Raw genomic sequence first — 15,140 nt, forward strand, 5'->3', positions numbered from 1 at the left:
AAGCGAGATTTCACCACCGTGACTGCTCTCACTCTCTCCGCCGCCGCGGCGTCCGGCCTGCGGGCCGACGCCATCGTGATCGGTGTCGCCAAGAGCTCCGCGTCCAGGACCGGAGGGCTGGTCGTCGCCCCCGGCGCCGAGGCCGTGGACTCGGCGTACGACGGCAAGCTGGCCGGTGTCCTGGAGACCCTCGGGGCCTCCGGCGGCGAGGGCGAGGTGACGAAGCTGCCCGCCCCGGCCGGCTTCAAGGCGCCGCTCGTGGTGGCGGTGGGCCTGGGCGCCGAGCCCGGGAAGGACGCCGGGTACGACGGCGAGGCGCTGCGCAGAGCCGCGGGGGTCGCCGCCCGCGCGCTCACCGGCTCCAAGAAGGCCGCCTTCGCCCTGCCCCTCGCCGACGCCGCGGACGCCGGTGCCGTGGGCGAGGGCGTGCTGCTCGGTGCGTACTCCTTCGACGCGTACAAGGACGACGGCAGGAACGCCGGCGGCAAGGACAAGGGCAAGGGCAAGGGCAAGGCTCCGCTGGCCGAGGCCGCACTGCTGGGCGGCAAGCCCCGCGACAAGGCCTACAAGGCGGCGATCGAGCGGGCCGCCGCCGTCGCCGAGGAGCTGAACCGCGCCCGCGACCTGGTCAACACCCCGCCGAACGACCTCAACCCCGAGGCGTTCGCCGCCGTCGCACAGGCCGCGGCCAAGGAGCACGGCATCAAGGTGCAGGTGCTCGACGAGAAGGCCCTGGCCAAGGGTGGCTACGGCGGCATCCTCGGCGTCGGCTCCGGCTCGGCGTCGGCCCCGCGGCTGGTGAAGCTGTCGTACACCTCTCCCAAGGCGAAGAAGCACCTCGCCTTCGTGGGCAAGGGCATCACCTACGACTCGGGCGGCATCTCGCTGAAGCCGGCCGGGCACAACGAGACGATGAAGTGCGACATGAGCGGCGCCGCCGCCGTGTTCGCCGCGGTGGTCGCCGCCGCGCGGCTGGGCCTGGAGGTCAAGGTGACCGGCTGGCTGGCGCTGGCCGAGAACATGCCCTCCGGTTCCGCGACCCGCCCGGGCGATGTGCTGCGCATGTACAGCGGCAGGACGGTGGAGGTGCTCAACACCGACGCCGAGGGCCGGCTGGTGCTGGCCGACGCGCTGTGGGCCGCCTCGCAGGAGAAGCCGGACGCGATCGTCGACGTGGCGACCCTGACCGGCGCGATGATGCTGGCACTGGGCAACCGGACGTTCGGCGTCATGGCCAACGACGACGCGTTCCGCACCGCGGTGCACGAGGCGGCGGAGGAGGTCGGCGAACCGGCCTGGCCGATGCCGCTGCCGGAGCATCTGCGCAAGGGCATGGACTCGGCCACCGCGGACATCGCGAACATGGGCGACCGGATGGGCGGCGGACTGGTCGCCGGGCTCTTCCTGCGCGAGTTCGTCGGCGAGGGAATCACCTGGGCGCACCTGGACATCGCCGGTCCGGCGTTCAACGAGGGCGGGCCGTTCGGGTACACGCCGAAGGGCGGGACGGGGTCCGCGGTGCGGACGCTGGTGCGGCTGGCCGAGCTGACTGCCGACGGCGATCTCGGCTGAGGTTCGCCCGAGAGCCCGGGGGCGGCGGGAGCGCGGGCGACTGCGTGCGGTCTGTGCTGATCGCGCAGTTCTCCGCGCCCCTGCGGCGCCGCCCGGCCGCTGCCTCCGGGGGAACGTGGGACGTCTCACACACCGGCCCGGCGTCTCGATCGGCGACGACAAGTGCAAAGATGGAGCCCGGCAGGACAGGGCCCCCACCTGAGGGCCGAAGAACGAGCGGCCGGACACCAGCCGCCTGCCGGTCGTCGACGACCGGCGTACGGCGCACATGCATGGAGGACGTGACGTGGCGAACGACGCCAGCACCGTTTTCGACCTAGTGATCCTCGGCGGTGGCAGCGGCGGCTACGCCGCTGCCCTGCGCGGAGCGCAGCTGGGCCTGGACGTCGCCCTGATCGAGAAGGACAAGGTCGGCGGTACCTGCCTGCACCGGGGATGCATCCCCACCAAGGCCCTGCTGCATGCGGGCGAGATCGCCGACCAGGCCCGCGAGAGCGAGCAGTTCGGCGTCAGGGCCACGTTCGAGGGCATCGACGTGGCCGCCGTCCACAAGTACAAGGACGACGTGATCTCGGGCCTGTACAAGGGCCTGCAGGGTCTGGTCGCGTCCCGCAAGGTGACCTACATCGAGGGTGAGGGCCGTCTGTCCTCCCCGACCTCCGTCGATGTGAACGGTCAGCGGATCCAGGGCCGCCACATCCTGCTGGCGACCGGTTCCGTGCCGAAGTCGCTGCCGGGCCTGGAGATCGACGGCAACCGCATCATCTCCTCGGACCACGCCCTCGTCCTGGACCGCGTGCCGAAGTCCGCGATCGTGCTGGGCGGCGGTGTCATCGGCGTCGAGTTCGCCTCCGCATGGAAGTCCTTCGGCTCGGACGTCACGGTCATCGAGGGCCTGAAGCACCTCGTCCCGGTCGAGGACGAGAACAGCTCCAAGCTGCTGGAGCGCGCGTTCCGCAAGCGGGGCATCAAGTTCAACCTGGGCACCTTCTTCGAGAAGGCCGAGTACACCCAGGACGGGGTCAAGGTCACCCTCGCCGACGGCAAGGAGTTCGAGGCCGAGGTCCTCCTCGTCGCCGTCGGCCGCGGCCCGGTCTCGCAGGGCCTGGGCTACGAGGAGGCCGGGGTCGCCATGGACCGCGGCTACGTCCTCGTCGACGAGTACATGCGCACCAACGTCCCGACCGTCTCCGCGGTCGGCGACCTGGTGCCCACGCTCCAGCTCGCGCACGTCGGCTTCGCCGAGGGCATCCTGGTGGCGGAGCGGCTGGCCGGTCTGAAGCCGGTGCCGGTCGACTACGACGGCGTGCCGCGGGTGACGTACTGCCACCCGGAGGTCGCCTCCGTCGGCATCACCGAGGCCAAGGCCAAGGAGATCTACGGTGCGGACAAGGTCGTCGCTCTGAAGTACAACCTGGCGGGCAACGGCAAGAGCAAGATCCTCAAGACCGCGGGCGAGATCAAGCTCGTCCAGGTCAAGGACGGTGCCGTGGTCGGCGTCCACATGGTCGGCGACCGCATGGGCGAGCAGGTCGGCGAGGCCCAGCTGATCTACAACTGGGAGGCGCTGCCGGCCGAGGTCGCCCAGCTCGTCCACGCCCACCCGACGCAGAACGAGGCGCTCGGCGAGGCCCACCTGGCGCTCGCGGGCAAGCCCCTCCACTCCCACGACTGACGCCTTCAGTCACCGGGCGCGACGACACAGACTTCCGTAATTCGTTAGGAGCAACCGAAACCATGGCGGTTTCCGTAACCCTTCCGGCGCTCGGCGAGAGCGTCACCGAGGGCACTGTCACCCGCTGGCTGAAGGCCGAGGGCGAGCGCGTCGAGGCCGACGAGCCGCTGCTCGAGGTGTCCACCGACAAGGTCGACACCGAGATCCCGGCCCCCGCCTCCGGCACGCTGTCCTCCATCAAGGTCGCCGAGGACGAGACCGTCGAGGTCGGCGCCGAACTGGCGCTGATCGACGACGGCTCCGGCGCCCCCGCCGAGGCCCCCGCCCCGGCCGCCGAGCCCGCCCAGGCCGCCGAGCCCGCCCAGGCGCCCGCCGCCGAGGCTCCGGCCGCCCCGGCCCCCGAGGCCCCGGCCGCCGCCTCCGCCGCGGCGCCCTCCGGTGCCGCCGAGGGCACGGACGTGGTGCTGCCCGCGCTCGGCGAGTCCGTCACCGAGGGCACCGTCACCCGATGGCTGAAGTCGGTCGGTGACAGCGTCGAGGCCGACGAGCCGCTGCTCGAGGTCTCCACCGACAAGGTCGACACCGAGATCCCGGCCCCGGCCTCCGGCACGCTGCTGGAGATCGTGGTCGGCGAGGACGAGACCGCCGAGGTCGGCGCCAAGCTCGCGGTCATCGGCGAGGCCGGTGCCGCTCCGGCCCCGGCCGCCCCCGCGGCTCCGGCCGAGCCCGAGCCCACCCAGGCCCCGGCGCCGCAGGCCGCACCGGCCCAGCAGGCCCCGGCCCCGCAGGCGCCGACGGCCCCGGTCCCGCCGCAGGCCGCACCGGCGCCCGCACCGGCCGCCCCGGCTCCGGCACCCGCCCCGGCCCAGGCCCCGGCCGCCCCGGCCGCCGCCAAGCCGGTCGACGAGGGTGCCTACGTCACCCCGCTGGTGCGCAAGCTCGCCGCCGAGAACGGCGTCGACCTGTCCACCGTCCAGGGCACCGGCGTCGGCGGCCGGATCCGCAAGCAGGACGTCATCGCCGCCGCCGAGGCCGCGAAGGCCGCCCCGGCCCCGGCCGCTGCCGCCGCCCCGGCCGCGCCCGCCGCGAAGAAGGCCCCCGTCCTGGAGGCCTCCCCGCTGCGCGGCCAGACCGTCAAGATGCCCCGCATCCGCAAGGTCATCGGCGACAACATGGTCAAGGCGCTGCACGAGCAGGCCCAGCTGTCGTCGGTCGTCGAGGTGGACGTCACCCGCCTGATGAAGCTGCGCGGCCGGGCCAAGGACTCCTTCGCGGCGCGCGAGGGCGTCAAGCTCTCCCCGATGCCGTTCTTCGTCAAGGCGGCGGCGCAGGCACTGAAGGCCCACCCGGCCGTCAACGCCAAGATCAACGAGTCCGAGGGCACCATCACCTACTTCGACACCGAGAGCATCGGTATCGCGGTGGACTCCGAGAAGGGCCTGATGACCCCGGTCATCAAGAACGCCGGCGATCTCAACCTGGCGGGCATCGCCAAGGCCACGGCCGACCTGGCGGGCAAGGTCCGCGCCAACAAGATCACTCCGGACGAGCTGTCCGGCGCGACCTTCACCATCAGCAACACCGGTTCGCGCGGCGCGCTGTTCGACACGATCATCGTGCCGCCGGGTCAGGTGGCGATCCTGGGCATCGGCGCCACCGTGAAGCGCCCGGCCGTCATCGAGACGGAGGAGGGCACGGTCATCGGCGTCCGCGACATGACGTACCTGACCCTGTCCTACGACCACCGTCTGGTGGACGGCGCCGACGCGGCCCGCTACCTGACGGCCGTCAAGGCGGTCCTGGAGGCGGGCGAGTTCGAGGTCGAGCTCGGCCTCTGAGCCTCGTCCCCCGTCGTACCGCGGCGCCCCCGACCGGAAGCATCCGGGCGGGGGCGCCGTCGTGTGCACCCGACCGTCGGTGTGCGAGCCTGGTCGTGTAAGCCTCGTCTCACCTGCGCGAAAGCGCCCGTATGCCCCCTTGAGCCGAGGGCTCGCGGCCGTATTGTCTAAACGTCAACGCCCCAGGGGCCGAACGCGGCCCCCCGCGAAGGAGCCCTCATGACCGCGCCCGTCATCCACTCGCTGCGCGAGCAGATCCGCGAGCACATCCTGGAGGGGATCATCAGCGGGCGCTGGCAGCCGGGCGAGCGGATCGTGGAGCGGCGGATCGCCACCGAGCTGGAGGTCAGCCAGACACCGGTACGGGAGGCGCTGCGCGAGCTGGAGTCGCTGCGGCTGATCGAGTCGGCGCCGAACAAGGGCGTCCGGGTACGCAATCTGACCGCCGCCGACCTCGAGGAGAGCTACCCGGTCCGGGCCGGTCTGGAGGCCATCGCGGCGGAGCTGGCGGCCGAGCGGCTGGCCGCGGACTGCTCGGCCCTCGAGCCGCATGTCGCCGCGCTGTACGAGGCGGACCGGAAGGCGGACGGGACGGCCCAGGTGCGGCACACCGTGGCGTTCCACCGGGAGCTGGTGCGGGCGGCCGGCAACTCGGTGCTGCTGCACACCTGGGAGGGCCTGGGCATCGAGGTGTTCACGGCGTTGTCCATCCGGTGGCTGGGCACGGTGCAGCAGTCGTACGCCGAGGAGCACGAGGAGCTGGTGGCGGCGTTCCGGCGCCGCGACCCGCGGATCGCCGAGCTGGTCAAGGCACACGTCCTCGGCTGCGCGCCGCGCGCCTGACGGTGATTCGTCCCGCGCCCGCGCTACGGTCAGGGGCGCGGGGAACCGCACGGACGAGCCACGGACCACCGGCATCCGCCACTCCGCCGAGCCGCCCGGGCTCTCCTGCGCACACCGCCTCTCACCTGCGCAAACCTCCCGATCGGACAGTCACCCCGTGCCATCGCCAGCGGCACTCCGTGCCTACTTTCTCGCGATCAAGAGGTTTTCCAGGTCAAGGCTTTGATCGATCATCGATCAGGGAGTTACAGTCACCGACGGGCTTCGACCAGAGGCCCACGCCCTGTCCTGCCAAAGACCAAGGGCACCCCCGAACCCTTACCGATGAGGGAACCCCCTTCGACTGAGGAAGGCGGCGACATGACCGACCCCAACGCCATCCAGCCGAGCGAGCTCGACCAGCTCCCGGACCGCGACCCGGAGGAGACCGCCGAATGGCAGGCCTCCCTGGACGCCGTCGCCAGGGCGGCCGGGCCGCATCGTGCGGCGTACCTGATGCGCCGCACTCTGGAGCGTGCCGAGGGCACCGGCGTCGCCCTGCCGAAGCTCCTCGAGACGGACTACGTCAACACCATCCCCACCTCCGCCGAGCCGGCCGTGGACGGCGACCTGGAGATGGAGCAGCGGATCGCCGCCTGGAACCGCTGGAACGCGGCGGCCATGGTGACTCGCAGCAGCAAGTACGGCGTCGGCGGTCACATCGCCACCTTCGCCTCCGCGGCCTGGCTCTACGAGACCGGCTTCAACCACTTCTTCCGCGGCAAGGAGGGCGACGGCTCCGGCGACCAGCTGTACATCCAGGGCCACGCCTCCCCCGGCATCTACGCCCGCGCCTTCCTCGACGGCCGGCTGAACGAGTCCCACCTGGACCACTTCCGCCGCGAGTCCGGCGGCAACGGCCTGCCGTCCTACCCGCACCCGCGCCGGCTGCCCTGGCTGTGGGAGTTCCCCACCGTCTCCATGGGCCTCGGCCCGCTCTCCGCGATCTACCAGGCGCGCTTCAACCGCTACCTGACCAACCGCGGTATCAAGGACACCTCCGCCTCCCACGTGTGGGCGTTCCTCGGCGACGGCGAGATGGACGAGCCCGAGTCGACGGCGGCCCTCGCGCTCGCCGCCCGCGAGGAGCTGGACAACCTCACCTTCGTCATCAACTGCAACCTGCAGCGCCTGGACGGCCCGGTCCGCGCGAACTTCAAGATCGTGCAGGAGCTGGAGGCCCAGTTCCGGGGCGCCGGCTGGAACGTGGTCAAGACGCTGTGGGGCACCGCCTGGGACGAGCTGTTCCAGCTCGACACCACCGGCGCGCTGGTACGCCGGCTGCGCGAGGTACCGGACGCCCAGATCCAGACCTACCAGACCCGCGACGCCGCCTACATCCGCCAGGACTTCTTCGGCGCCGACCCGGCGCTGGCGGAGATGGCCAAGCTGCTGAGCGACGACAAGATCCTCGAGTGCTTCCACACCTCGCGCGGCGGTCACGAGGTCCGCAAGGTGTACGCCGCCTACCGGGCCGCGCTCGCCCACAAGGGCGCGCCGACCGTGATCCTGGCCCAGACGGTCAAGGGCCACACCCTCGGTGAGGGCTTCGCGTCCAAGAACGCCAACCACCAGATGAAGAAGCTGACGGTGGACGAGTTCAAGGGCATGCGCGAGCTGCTCGGCCTGCCGATCAAGGACAGCGAGTTCGTCGACGGTGTGGTCCCCTACGGCCACCCGGGCGCCGACTCCCCCGAGGTCCGCTACCTCCAGGAGCGCCGTGCCGCCCTCGGCGGTCCGGCCCCGGCCCGCCGGGTCCACCCGGTGGCACCGCTGCCCGCACCCGCCGAGAAGCCGTTCACGGCCTTCGACAAGGGCTCCGGCTCCCAGAACGTGGCCACCACCATGGCGTTCGTCCGCCTGGTCAAGGACCTGGTCCGGGACAAGGAGACCGGGAAGCGCTGGGTGCCGATCGTCCCCGACGAGGCCCGCACCTTCGGCATGGAGAGCCTCTTCCCGTCGCTGGGCATCTACTCGCCCAAGGGCCAGACGTACGAGCCGGTCGACCGCGACCAGCTGATGTACTACAAGGAGGCCCGGAACGGTCAGATCCTCAACGAGGGGATCACCGAGGCCGGATCGATGGCCGACTTCATCGCCGCCTCGACGTCGTACGCGACGCACGGCGAGACGATGATCCCCTTCTACATCTTCTACTCGATGTTCGGCTGGCAGCGCACCGCCGACCAGATGTGGCAGCTCGGCGACCAGCTCGGCCGCGGCTTCCTGATCGGCGCGACGGCCGGCCGCACCACGCTGACCGGCGAGGGCCTGCAGCACGCCGACGGCCACACCCCGGTGATCGCCGCGACCAACCCGGCGTCGCTGACGTACGACCCGGCGTTCGCCTACGAGATCGCGGTCATCGTCCGCGAGGGTCTGCGCCGGATGTACGGCGAGCCGAGGCCGGGCGAGGACCAGGACGTCTTCTACTACCTGACGGTCTACAACGAGCCGCTGCCGCAGCCCGCCAAGCCGGCCGGCCTCGGCATCGACGAGGGCATCGTCAAGGGCCTGTACCGCTTCAACACCGCGGAGTCCGCCGGCCTGACCCCGGCCGCCAACGCCCCGCGGATCCAGCTGATGGGCTCCGGTACGGCGATCCACTGGGCGCTGAAGGCGCAGGCGCTGCTCGTCGAGGAGTGGGGCGTGGCCGCCGACGTGTGGTCCGCGACCTCCTGGACCGAGCTGCGCCGGGACGCCATGGAGGCCGACGCGGCGCTGCTGCGCGGCGAGGAGCGGGTGCCCTACGTCCGTCAGGCGCTGCAGGGCGCCGAGGGCCCGGTGCTGGCGGTCTCCGACTACATGCGCCAGGTCCCGGACCAGATCGCGCAGTGGGTGGAGCAGGACTGGGCCTCGCTGGGCGCCGACGGCTTCGGTCTGTCGGACACCCGTGAGGGCGCCCGCCGCCACTTCGGCGTGGACGCCGAGTCGGTCGTGGTCGCGGCGCTGGCCCAGCTGGCCCGGCGCGGCGAGGTCAAGGCGACGGCCGTGAAGGAGGCGCGCGAGCGCTACGGCCTGTAGGCCCGCCCGGCAACGGAGAAGGCCGTCGGCCCCCGTACTCCTCGCCCGCACGTGCGGGCCGGGACGGGGGCCGACGGCCTTCCGGCGCGATGCCGCTCCGCGGGACGCGGGCGCTACGGCGCGGGAGGGGTCTCCTCGTCCTCGGGGGTCGGCCCCGGGTCGGGGTGGCGGCGGAGCTGGAGGATGGCCAGCGCCAGCCCGCCCCACACCACGAGGATCGCAATGAGCATCATGACGATGGCGCCGCCGGACATCAGCGGTCCTCCTCTCCGTGCCGGTCGTTCCTCCGGTGGGCCCCGCTCCCCCCGGCGGCCGCCTTGTCCAGACTGGGCGGCGGGGTGGGGGGCGACTTCCACGGGATGAGCGAGAGAAGTACGCCGACCACCAGCGCGGCGATCGCCACGCTCCAGCCCGCCGAGAGCAGGAAGTCGGTGGAGTAGCCCTCGTAGTTCTCGTCGAACTCGGCGCGCAGGCTGTCGACCATCATCCAGCCCAGCACCACCGGGGTGATCAGGCCGAGGCAGAGCCGCCACCAGTGGCCCAGCCGGACCGCGGAGGTGGCGTCGGCGTCGCGCTGCAGCTCGGGGAGCTTGCGCATGAACCAGGCCACCGCGACCACCGAGACCAGCGCGGCCAGCGCGATGCCGTACTGGTTGATGAAGTGGTCGGAGACGTCGAGCAGATAGACGCCCTCGTTGGTGGGGAACAGCAGGATCGAGACCACCGCGACGGCGCCGCCGACCCCGAGGACGGCCGGGATGCGCGCCATGCCGGTGCGGTCCTGCACGGCGGAGACCACCACCTGGACGATGGAGATCAGCGAGGACAGCCCCGCGATCACCAGCGACACGAAGAAGAGCACGCCGAACACCTCGCCGAGCCACATCTCGGAGATGATCGTCGGGAAGGCGACGAAGGCCAGTCCGAGCCCCGCGCTCGCCACCTCGTCGACCGGCACACCCGCGTTCTGCGCCATGAAGCCCAGCGTGGCGAACACTCCGATGCCGGCGAGGATCTCGAACGAGCTGTTGGAGAACCCGGCGACCAGCGCGGAGCCGGTGAGATCCGCGCGGCGGCGCAGATACGACGCGTAGGTGATCATGATGCCGAAGCCGATCGACAGCGAGAAGAAGATCTGGCCGTAGGCGGCCACCCACACGCTGCCTTCGCCGAGCTGGGACCAGTCCGGCCGGAAGAAGCCGTCCAGACCCTCGGCCGCGCCGTCCAGGGTGAGGGCCCGGATCACCAGGACCACGAAGAACACCACCAGCAGCGGGATGAAGATCTTGTTGGCCTTCTCGATGCCGCGCCGGACCCCGAACGCCAGGATGACCAGCACGACGACCCAGACCGCGATGAGCGGCCACAGCACCCCGGTGACATAGCCGGAGACGAACCCGGGCTCCTCGGAGGTCTGGAGGAAGCTGCCGAAGAGGAAGCCCTCCGGATCGTCTCCCCAGGCGCGGTCGGCGGAGAAGCCGACGTAGCGGACGGCCCAGGCGATGATCACCGCGTAGTAGGTGGCGATCACGAACGAGATCGCCACCTGCCACCAGCCGATCGCCTCCGCCGGGCGCGCCATCTGCCGGTACGCCGCGGGCGGCGAGGTCCGGTGTCTGCGCCCGATCGCGTACTCCATGATCAGCAGCGGGATTCCCGCCGTGAGCAGGGCGATGAGATAGGGGAAGAGGAAGGCGCCGCCACCGTTGTCGTAGGCGACGGCGGGAAAGCGCCAGATGTTGCCGAGACCGATGGCGGAGCCGATCGCCGCCAGGAGGAATCCTGTGCGTGTGGCCCACTGTTCGCGGGGCTGATTCGCCATGTGCGTGTCCTCGTCCAGGGACGGCCCGATTGATGCGACGTTAACAGCGGTTCAGGGGATGCCCCAGGGGTCGTACGCCAGGCAGGTGAGACACCCGGCAGAATGGCTGTCATGCGTGCCGCGCGGCTGATCAGAATGGTGCTGCTGCTCCAGTCCCGGGCGTCGATGACCGCCGCCGAACTGGCCCGGGAGCTGGAGGTGTCGGAGCGGACCGTGATCCGGGACGCGCAGGCGCTCTCGGAGGCGGGTGTTCCGGTGTACGCGGACCGGGGCCGGGCCGGCGGGTACCGGCTGATCGGCGGCTACCGGACCCGGCTGACCGGGCTGGCCCGCAGTGAGGCCGAGGCGCTGTTCCTGTCCGGGGTGCCGGGGGCGCTGCGCGAGATGGGGCTGGAGGACGCGGCCTCGGCGGCCCGGCTGAAGGTGTCGGCGGCACTGCTGCCCTCCCTCCGGGACGCCTCCCGCACGGCCGCGCAGCGGTTCCATCTGGACGCGCCGAACTGGTTCCGGGAGCCGGAGACACCGGGGCTGCTTCCGGCCGTCGCGGACGCGGTGTGGGACGACCGGCGGATCACCGCCCGCTACCGGCGCGGGGAACAGGAGGTCGGCCGGGAGCTGGAGCCGTACGGGCTGGTGCTGAAGGCGGGGGTCTGGTACCTGTGCGCGCGAGCGGCGGTCCGCGCCGGCGCGGACAAGGGGGGCGACGGGGGCGGCGACGGGAGTGGGGGCGTGTCCGGCGACGGAGGCGGCGGAGCCTTCCGGGTCTACCGGATCGACCGGTTCGCGTCCGTCGAGGCGGGCACGGAGCGGTTCGCCCGGGACGAGGGGTTCGATCTTCCCGGGTTCTGGGCGGAGCGTGCCGAGCAGTTCGCGCGGTCGATCCTGCGGGCCGAGGTGGTGGTGCGGCTGTCCCCGCAGGGGGCGCGCGCGCTGCCGCACGCGGTGGGCTCGCTGTCGGCCGGTGAGGCGCTGGCCGGCGCCGGTGCCCCGGAGGCGGACGGGTGGGTGACGGTGACGCTGCCGGTGGAGTCGGAGGAGGTCGCCCACACCCAGCTCACGGGCCTGGGGCCGGAGGTGGAGGTGGTGGCGCCGGCGGGGCTGCGGGAGCGGTTCGCGCGGGATGCGCGGCGGCTGGCCGGGCTGTACGGCGCATGAGTGGCCGGGCTGTACGGCGCATGAGTGGGTGGCCGTGGGCGGCGGAGCCTGCGGTGGTCCGCCGGTGGCCCGCTCCGGACCGGCCCGGGGAATCCGCCGTATTCCGCGTGCGGGGCGCACTCCCAGGGCCGATGCTGGACCCGTGATGGACGAGACGGAGTTCTGGGAGCTGATCGACGCCACCCGCGAGGCCGCCGAGGGCGACCCCGAGGAGCAGGCCGACCTGCTCGTGGAGCGGCTGCTCCGGCTGGACCCGGACATGGTCCTGGACTTCGCCCGCCATTTCGAGGCCCGCTACAACCGCGCCTGCACCTGGGACCTGTGGGCCGCTGCCTGGATCCTGCTCGACGGTGCGAGCGACGACGCGTTCGACTACTTCCGGTGCTGGCTGATCGGCCAGGGCCGGGAGATCTACGAGGGTGCGGTGCACGAGCCCGACGCGCTCGCCGAGTTGCTCGACGAGTTCGACGAGGAGCTCGACGGCGACGGCGAGGACCTCGGCTACGCGGCCGACGAGGCGTACGAGCAGCTCACCGGCACCGTCGCCCCGGACCTGGGCATCGCCCCCGCCCCCGCGGAGCCGCTCGGCACACCGGTCGACCTGGAGAGCGACCGGGCGCTGGCCGAGCGGCTTCCGCGGCTGTGGGAGCGGTTCGGCGGCGAGTGACCGCCCCGGACCCGTGAGCCGTCCCCCCTCCCTCCGGGAGTTCCGGGTCCGGGCCTGCTAGGAGTTCCGGGTCCGGGCCTGCAGGGAGGGCCCGTCCGGGAGGAAGGGACGGTCCTGCAGGAGGGCGGCCCGTTCCCTGATCTGCGGCAGGCGGGCGCTGAGGGCGGCCCCCGGGCAGCTGGTCTGGTAGCCGGCGTCGTGTCCGGCGACGGCGGGCAGGGTGGCGGCGGTGCCGGCGGCGTACCGGCTCAGGCCGTTGCTGGAGACCAGGCGGACGCTCGCGCGCGGGTCGGTGCCGGAGCCGCCGAGCTTCCAGGCGGCCAGGGCGGCGATCGCGTCGGTCACTTCCCGGGGCACGGGACTTCCGGCGGTGAAGGTGCCCAGGGCGGCGATGCCGGTGGAGCGGTGGTTGAAGCCCTGGGTGTGGGCGCCGGTGACGGCGCGGTCGACGCCGCCGGCGCGGCCCTCGTAGATGGTGCCGCAGCGGTCGACGACGAAGTTGTAGCCGAGGTCGTCCCAGTCGCGGACGCCGGTCTGCCCGGTGTACAGGTCGCGGATGATGCGGGGCGCGTCTGCGCAGTCGTAGCCGTTGGGGGTGTCGGTGTGGTGCACGAACACGGCGACGACCGCGTCGTCGTAGCGCGGGGGCGGCTGGTCGCGGGCGGCGTCGCCCAGCCAGGAGCCCCGGGGCACGATGGGCGGCCGGGGAGCGGTGTGCGGGGCGGGGCTGCGGGCGGCGGCCCGGGCCTGGGCGGTGGCGGTCCGTTCCACCGAGATCGCGCACAGCGCCAGCGCCAGGACGGCGGCGAGGCCGGGCAGACAGGCGAGCAGCATCAGGGCCGACTCCGGCATGCGCACCGTGAGGCGCCGGCGCCCCCCGGGCAGCCGCCGCACGGCGGACAACCTGCGTGCCACGGGCAGCCGCCGCACGGCACGCGGCCTCCGTCCGACACGCGGCCGTCGTACGAGACGCGGCCTCCGCACGAGACGCGGACTTCGCCCGGTATGAGGTCTTCGTACGACATGCGGCTTTCGCGCACCACCACGCATGGACCCACTGTCCGCCGGAACCGGCCCGCCCGCGATGTGTGCTGTGCCACCCGGTGGAACCATCATCCCGGTCCGCGGCGTTTTCCGGTTACCGGCATGCGTGGCCGCCTCCCGGCCGCCCGTGCGCCCCTGGCTGATCACCGGGCCCGTCCGGTGCGTATTCCAGGGTCCCGAGGTGTCCGAAGGTGTCCGAGAGAGAGGCGGCTCTGCGTGGACCTGCTCGACATCCTGCTGTTGCTGGTGATCCTGGCGTACGCGGCGTCCGGGTACCGGCGCGGGCTGGTGGCCGGCTGTGTGTCGCTGGCGGGTTTCGTCGGCGGCGCGGTGGTCGGCGTGTGGCTCCTGCCGTGGGTGATGGACTGGGCGACGCCGGGGACCACGGCGGCGACGGTGACCGCGGTCCTGACGGTGCTCGTCCCGGCGGTGGTGGGCCATGAGCTGGCCGGGCGGCTGGCGCTGCGGCTGCGCCGGGAGCTGGGCGCCGGGCCGCTGCGGGTGGCCGACGGGGTCGGCGGGGCGGTGGCCAACTCGGCTGCCGTGCTGATCGTGGCCTGGGTGGCGGCGAGCGTTCTCGCGGCGTCCTCCTCGCCCCTGCTCACCTCGGCGATCCGGGGGTCGACGCTGCTGGGCACGGTGCAGCGGGCGATGCCGGAGACCACGCCCGCCTGGTTCTCGCGGGCCACGTCGGCGCTGACGGACGCCGGGTTCCCGCAGGTGTTCAATCCGTTCGAGAACGAGTCGACGGCACGGGTCGCCGAGCCCTCCGGCGACAGCGTCACGGCGGCGGCCACCCGGGCCGCGAAGCTCAGCACGGTCAAGGTGGAGGGCGTGGCCGGTCTCCAGGGCCGCGAGGGCAGCGGGTTCGTGTACGCGCGCGAGCATGTGATGACCAACGCCCATGTGGTGGCGGGCATCGACGAGCCGACGGTGCGGGTCGGCGGCGTCGGTCCGGTGCACGCGGCGCGGGTGGTGCTGTTCGACCCGGACAAGGACGTGGCCGTGCTGTATGTGCCCGGTCTGGGCGCCCCGGTGCTGCGCTTCGACGACGAGGCGGGGCGCGGTGACCCGGCGGTGGTGGCGGGGTATCCGCAGGACGGCGCCCTGGATCTGCGGGCGGCGACGGTCGCGAGCCGGGTGCGGGCGACCGGCCAGAACATCTACAGCGACGAGACGGTCACGCGGGAGATCTACTCCATACGTTCACTGGTCCGCCCGGGCAACTCCGGCGGCCCGCTGCTGACCACCGACGGCCGGGTGTACGGCGTGGTCTTCGCCCGCTCCACCTCAGACCCGGAGACCGGCTATGTGCTGACGGCCGCGGAGGTGTCCGCCGAGGCGCGGCGCGCCGCGCAGGCGACGGCGGCGGTGGACACGGGGGAGCCGGTGAGCTCCTGACGGCCCCTCGGGCCGCGGTCGGCGGCGGAGGCCGCCTCCGCGGGCGCGGTCCGCCGGCCC

Annotated in this window: 11 protein-coding genes; 8 read left to right on the top strand and 3 right to left on the bottom strand. The window is 72.5% G+C overall.

Annotated features, from left to right (window positions below; translation table 11 throughout):
• Positions 1 to 18 precede the first annotated feature (18 nt).
• The 5 genes from V5O46_RS01240 to aceE all read left to right on the top strand — a co-directional run bounded on the left by V5O46_RS01240 (position 19) and on the right by aceE (position 8,991).
• Entirely contained in the window at positions 19 to 1,572 is a 1,554-nt protein-coding gene (locus tag V5O46_RS01240) for a leucyl aminopeptidase (protein WP_332882461.1), read from the top strand.
• Between the two features lie 286 nt (positions 1,573 to 1,858).
• Positions 1,859 to 3,247 carry a dihydrolipoyl dehydrogenase gene (gene lpdA / locus V5O46_RS01245; protein ID WP_332882462.1) on the top strand — a complete coding sequence of 463 codons (1,389 nt, stop codon included), beginning with the start codon at positions 1,859 to 1,861 and terminating at the stop codon, positions 3,245 to 3,247.
• Positions 3,248 to 3,309: 62 nt separating this feature from the next.
• Positions 3,310 to 5,085, top strand: coding sequence for a 2-oxoglutarate dehydrogenase, E2 component, dihydrolipoamide succinyltransferase (sucB, locus tag V5O46_RS01250; RefSeq protein ID WP_332882463.1), 1,776 nt, complete (start codon positions 3,310 to 3,312; stop codon positions 5,083 to 5,085).
• 219 nt (positions 5,086 to 5,304) lie between these two features.
• On the top strand, positions 5,305 to 5,928 hold the full coding sequence (locus V5O46_RS01255) for a GntR family transcriptional regulator (RefSeq protein ID WP_332882464.1): 624 nt from the start codon (positions 5,305 to 5,307) through the stop codon (positions 5,926 to 5,928).
• A gap of 360 nt (positions 5,929 to 6,288) precedes the next feature.
• Complete coding sequence (gene aceE / locus V5O46_RS01260; protein ID WP_332882465.1) at positions 6,289 to 8,991, top strand: pyruvate dehydrogenase (acetyl-transferring), homodimeric type; 2,703 nt, start codon at positions 6,289 to 6,291, stop codon at positions 8,989 to 8,991.
• A gap of 113 nt (positions 8,992 to 9,104) precedes the next feature.
• On the opposite strand, the gene V5O46_RS01265 is transcribed toward aceE, so the two are convergent.
• Positions 9,105 to 9,245: a methionine/alanine import family NSS transporter small subunit gene (locus tag V5O46_RS01265; RefSeq protein WP_332882466.1), complete on the bottom strand. Its 141-nt coding sequence runs from the start codon at positions 9,243 to 9,245 to the stop codon at positions 9,105 to 9,107.
• Positions 9,245 to 10,813: a sodium-dependent transporter gene (locus tag V5O46_RS01270; protein WP_332882467.1), complete on the bottom strand. Its 1,569-nt coding sequence runs from the start codon at positions 10,811 to 10,813 to the stop codon at positions 9,245 to 9,247. The genes V5O46_RS01265 and V5O46_RS01270 overlap by 1 nt, the downstream gene beginning before the upstream one ends.
• A gap of 111 nt (positions 10,814 to 10,924) precedes the next feature.
• On the opposite strand from V5O46_RS01270, the gene V5O46_RS01275 reads away from it, so the two are divergent.
• Both V5O46_RS01275 and V5O46_RS01280 read left to right on the top strand, forming a co-directional pair.
• Positions 10,925 to 11,968, top strand: coding sequence for a helix-turn-helix transcriptional regulator (locus tag V5O46_RS01275; protein WP_332882468.1), 1,044 nt, complete (start codon positions 10,925 to 10,927; stop codon positions 11,966 to 11,968).
• Positions 11,969 to 12,113: 145 nt separating this feature from the next.
• Positions 12,114 to 12,635 (top strand): DUF4240 domain-containing protein, encoded by a 522-nt coding sequence (locus V5O46_RS01280; RefSeq protein WP_332882743.1) that lies wholly within the window; start codon positions 12,114 to 12,116, stop codon positions 12,633 to 12,635.
• 57 nt (positions 12,636 to 12,692) lie between these two features.
• Here the strand turns inward: V5O46_RS01280 and V5O46_RS01285 are convergent, their stop codons facing one another.
• Positions 12,693 to 13,487 carry a peptidoglycan recognition protein family protein gene (locus V5O46_RS01285; RefSeq protein WP_332882469.1) on the bottom strand — a complete coding sequence of 265 codons (795 nt, stop codon included), beginning with the start codon at positions 13,485 to 13,487 and terminating at the stop codon, positions 12,693 to 12,695.
• A gap of 408 nt (positions 13,488 to 13,895) precedes the next feature.
• On the opposite strand from V5O46_RS01285, the gene V5O46_RS01290 reads away from it, so the two are divergent.
• Entirely contained in the window at positions 13,896 to 15,080 is a 1,185-nt protein-coding gene (locus V5O46_RS01290) for a MarP family serine protease (protein WP_332882470.1), read from the top strand.
• Positions 15,081 to 15,140: the final 60 nt, after the last annotated feature.

The sequence above is a fragment of the Streptomyces poriticola genome (assembly GCF_036689765.1).
GTDB classification, from domain to species: domain Bacteria; phylum Actinomycetota; class Actinomycetes; order Streptomycetales; family Streptomycetaceae; genus Streptomyces; species Streptomyces poriticola.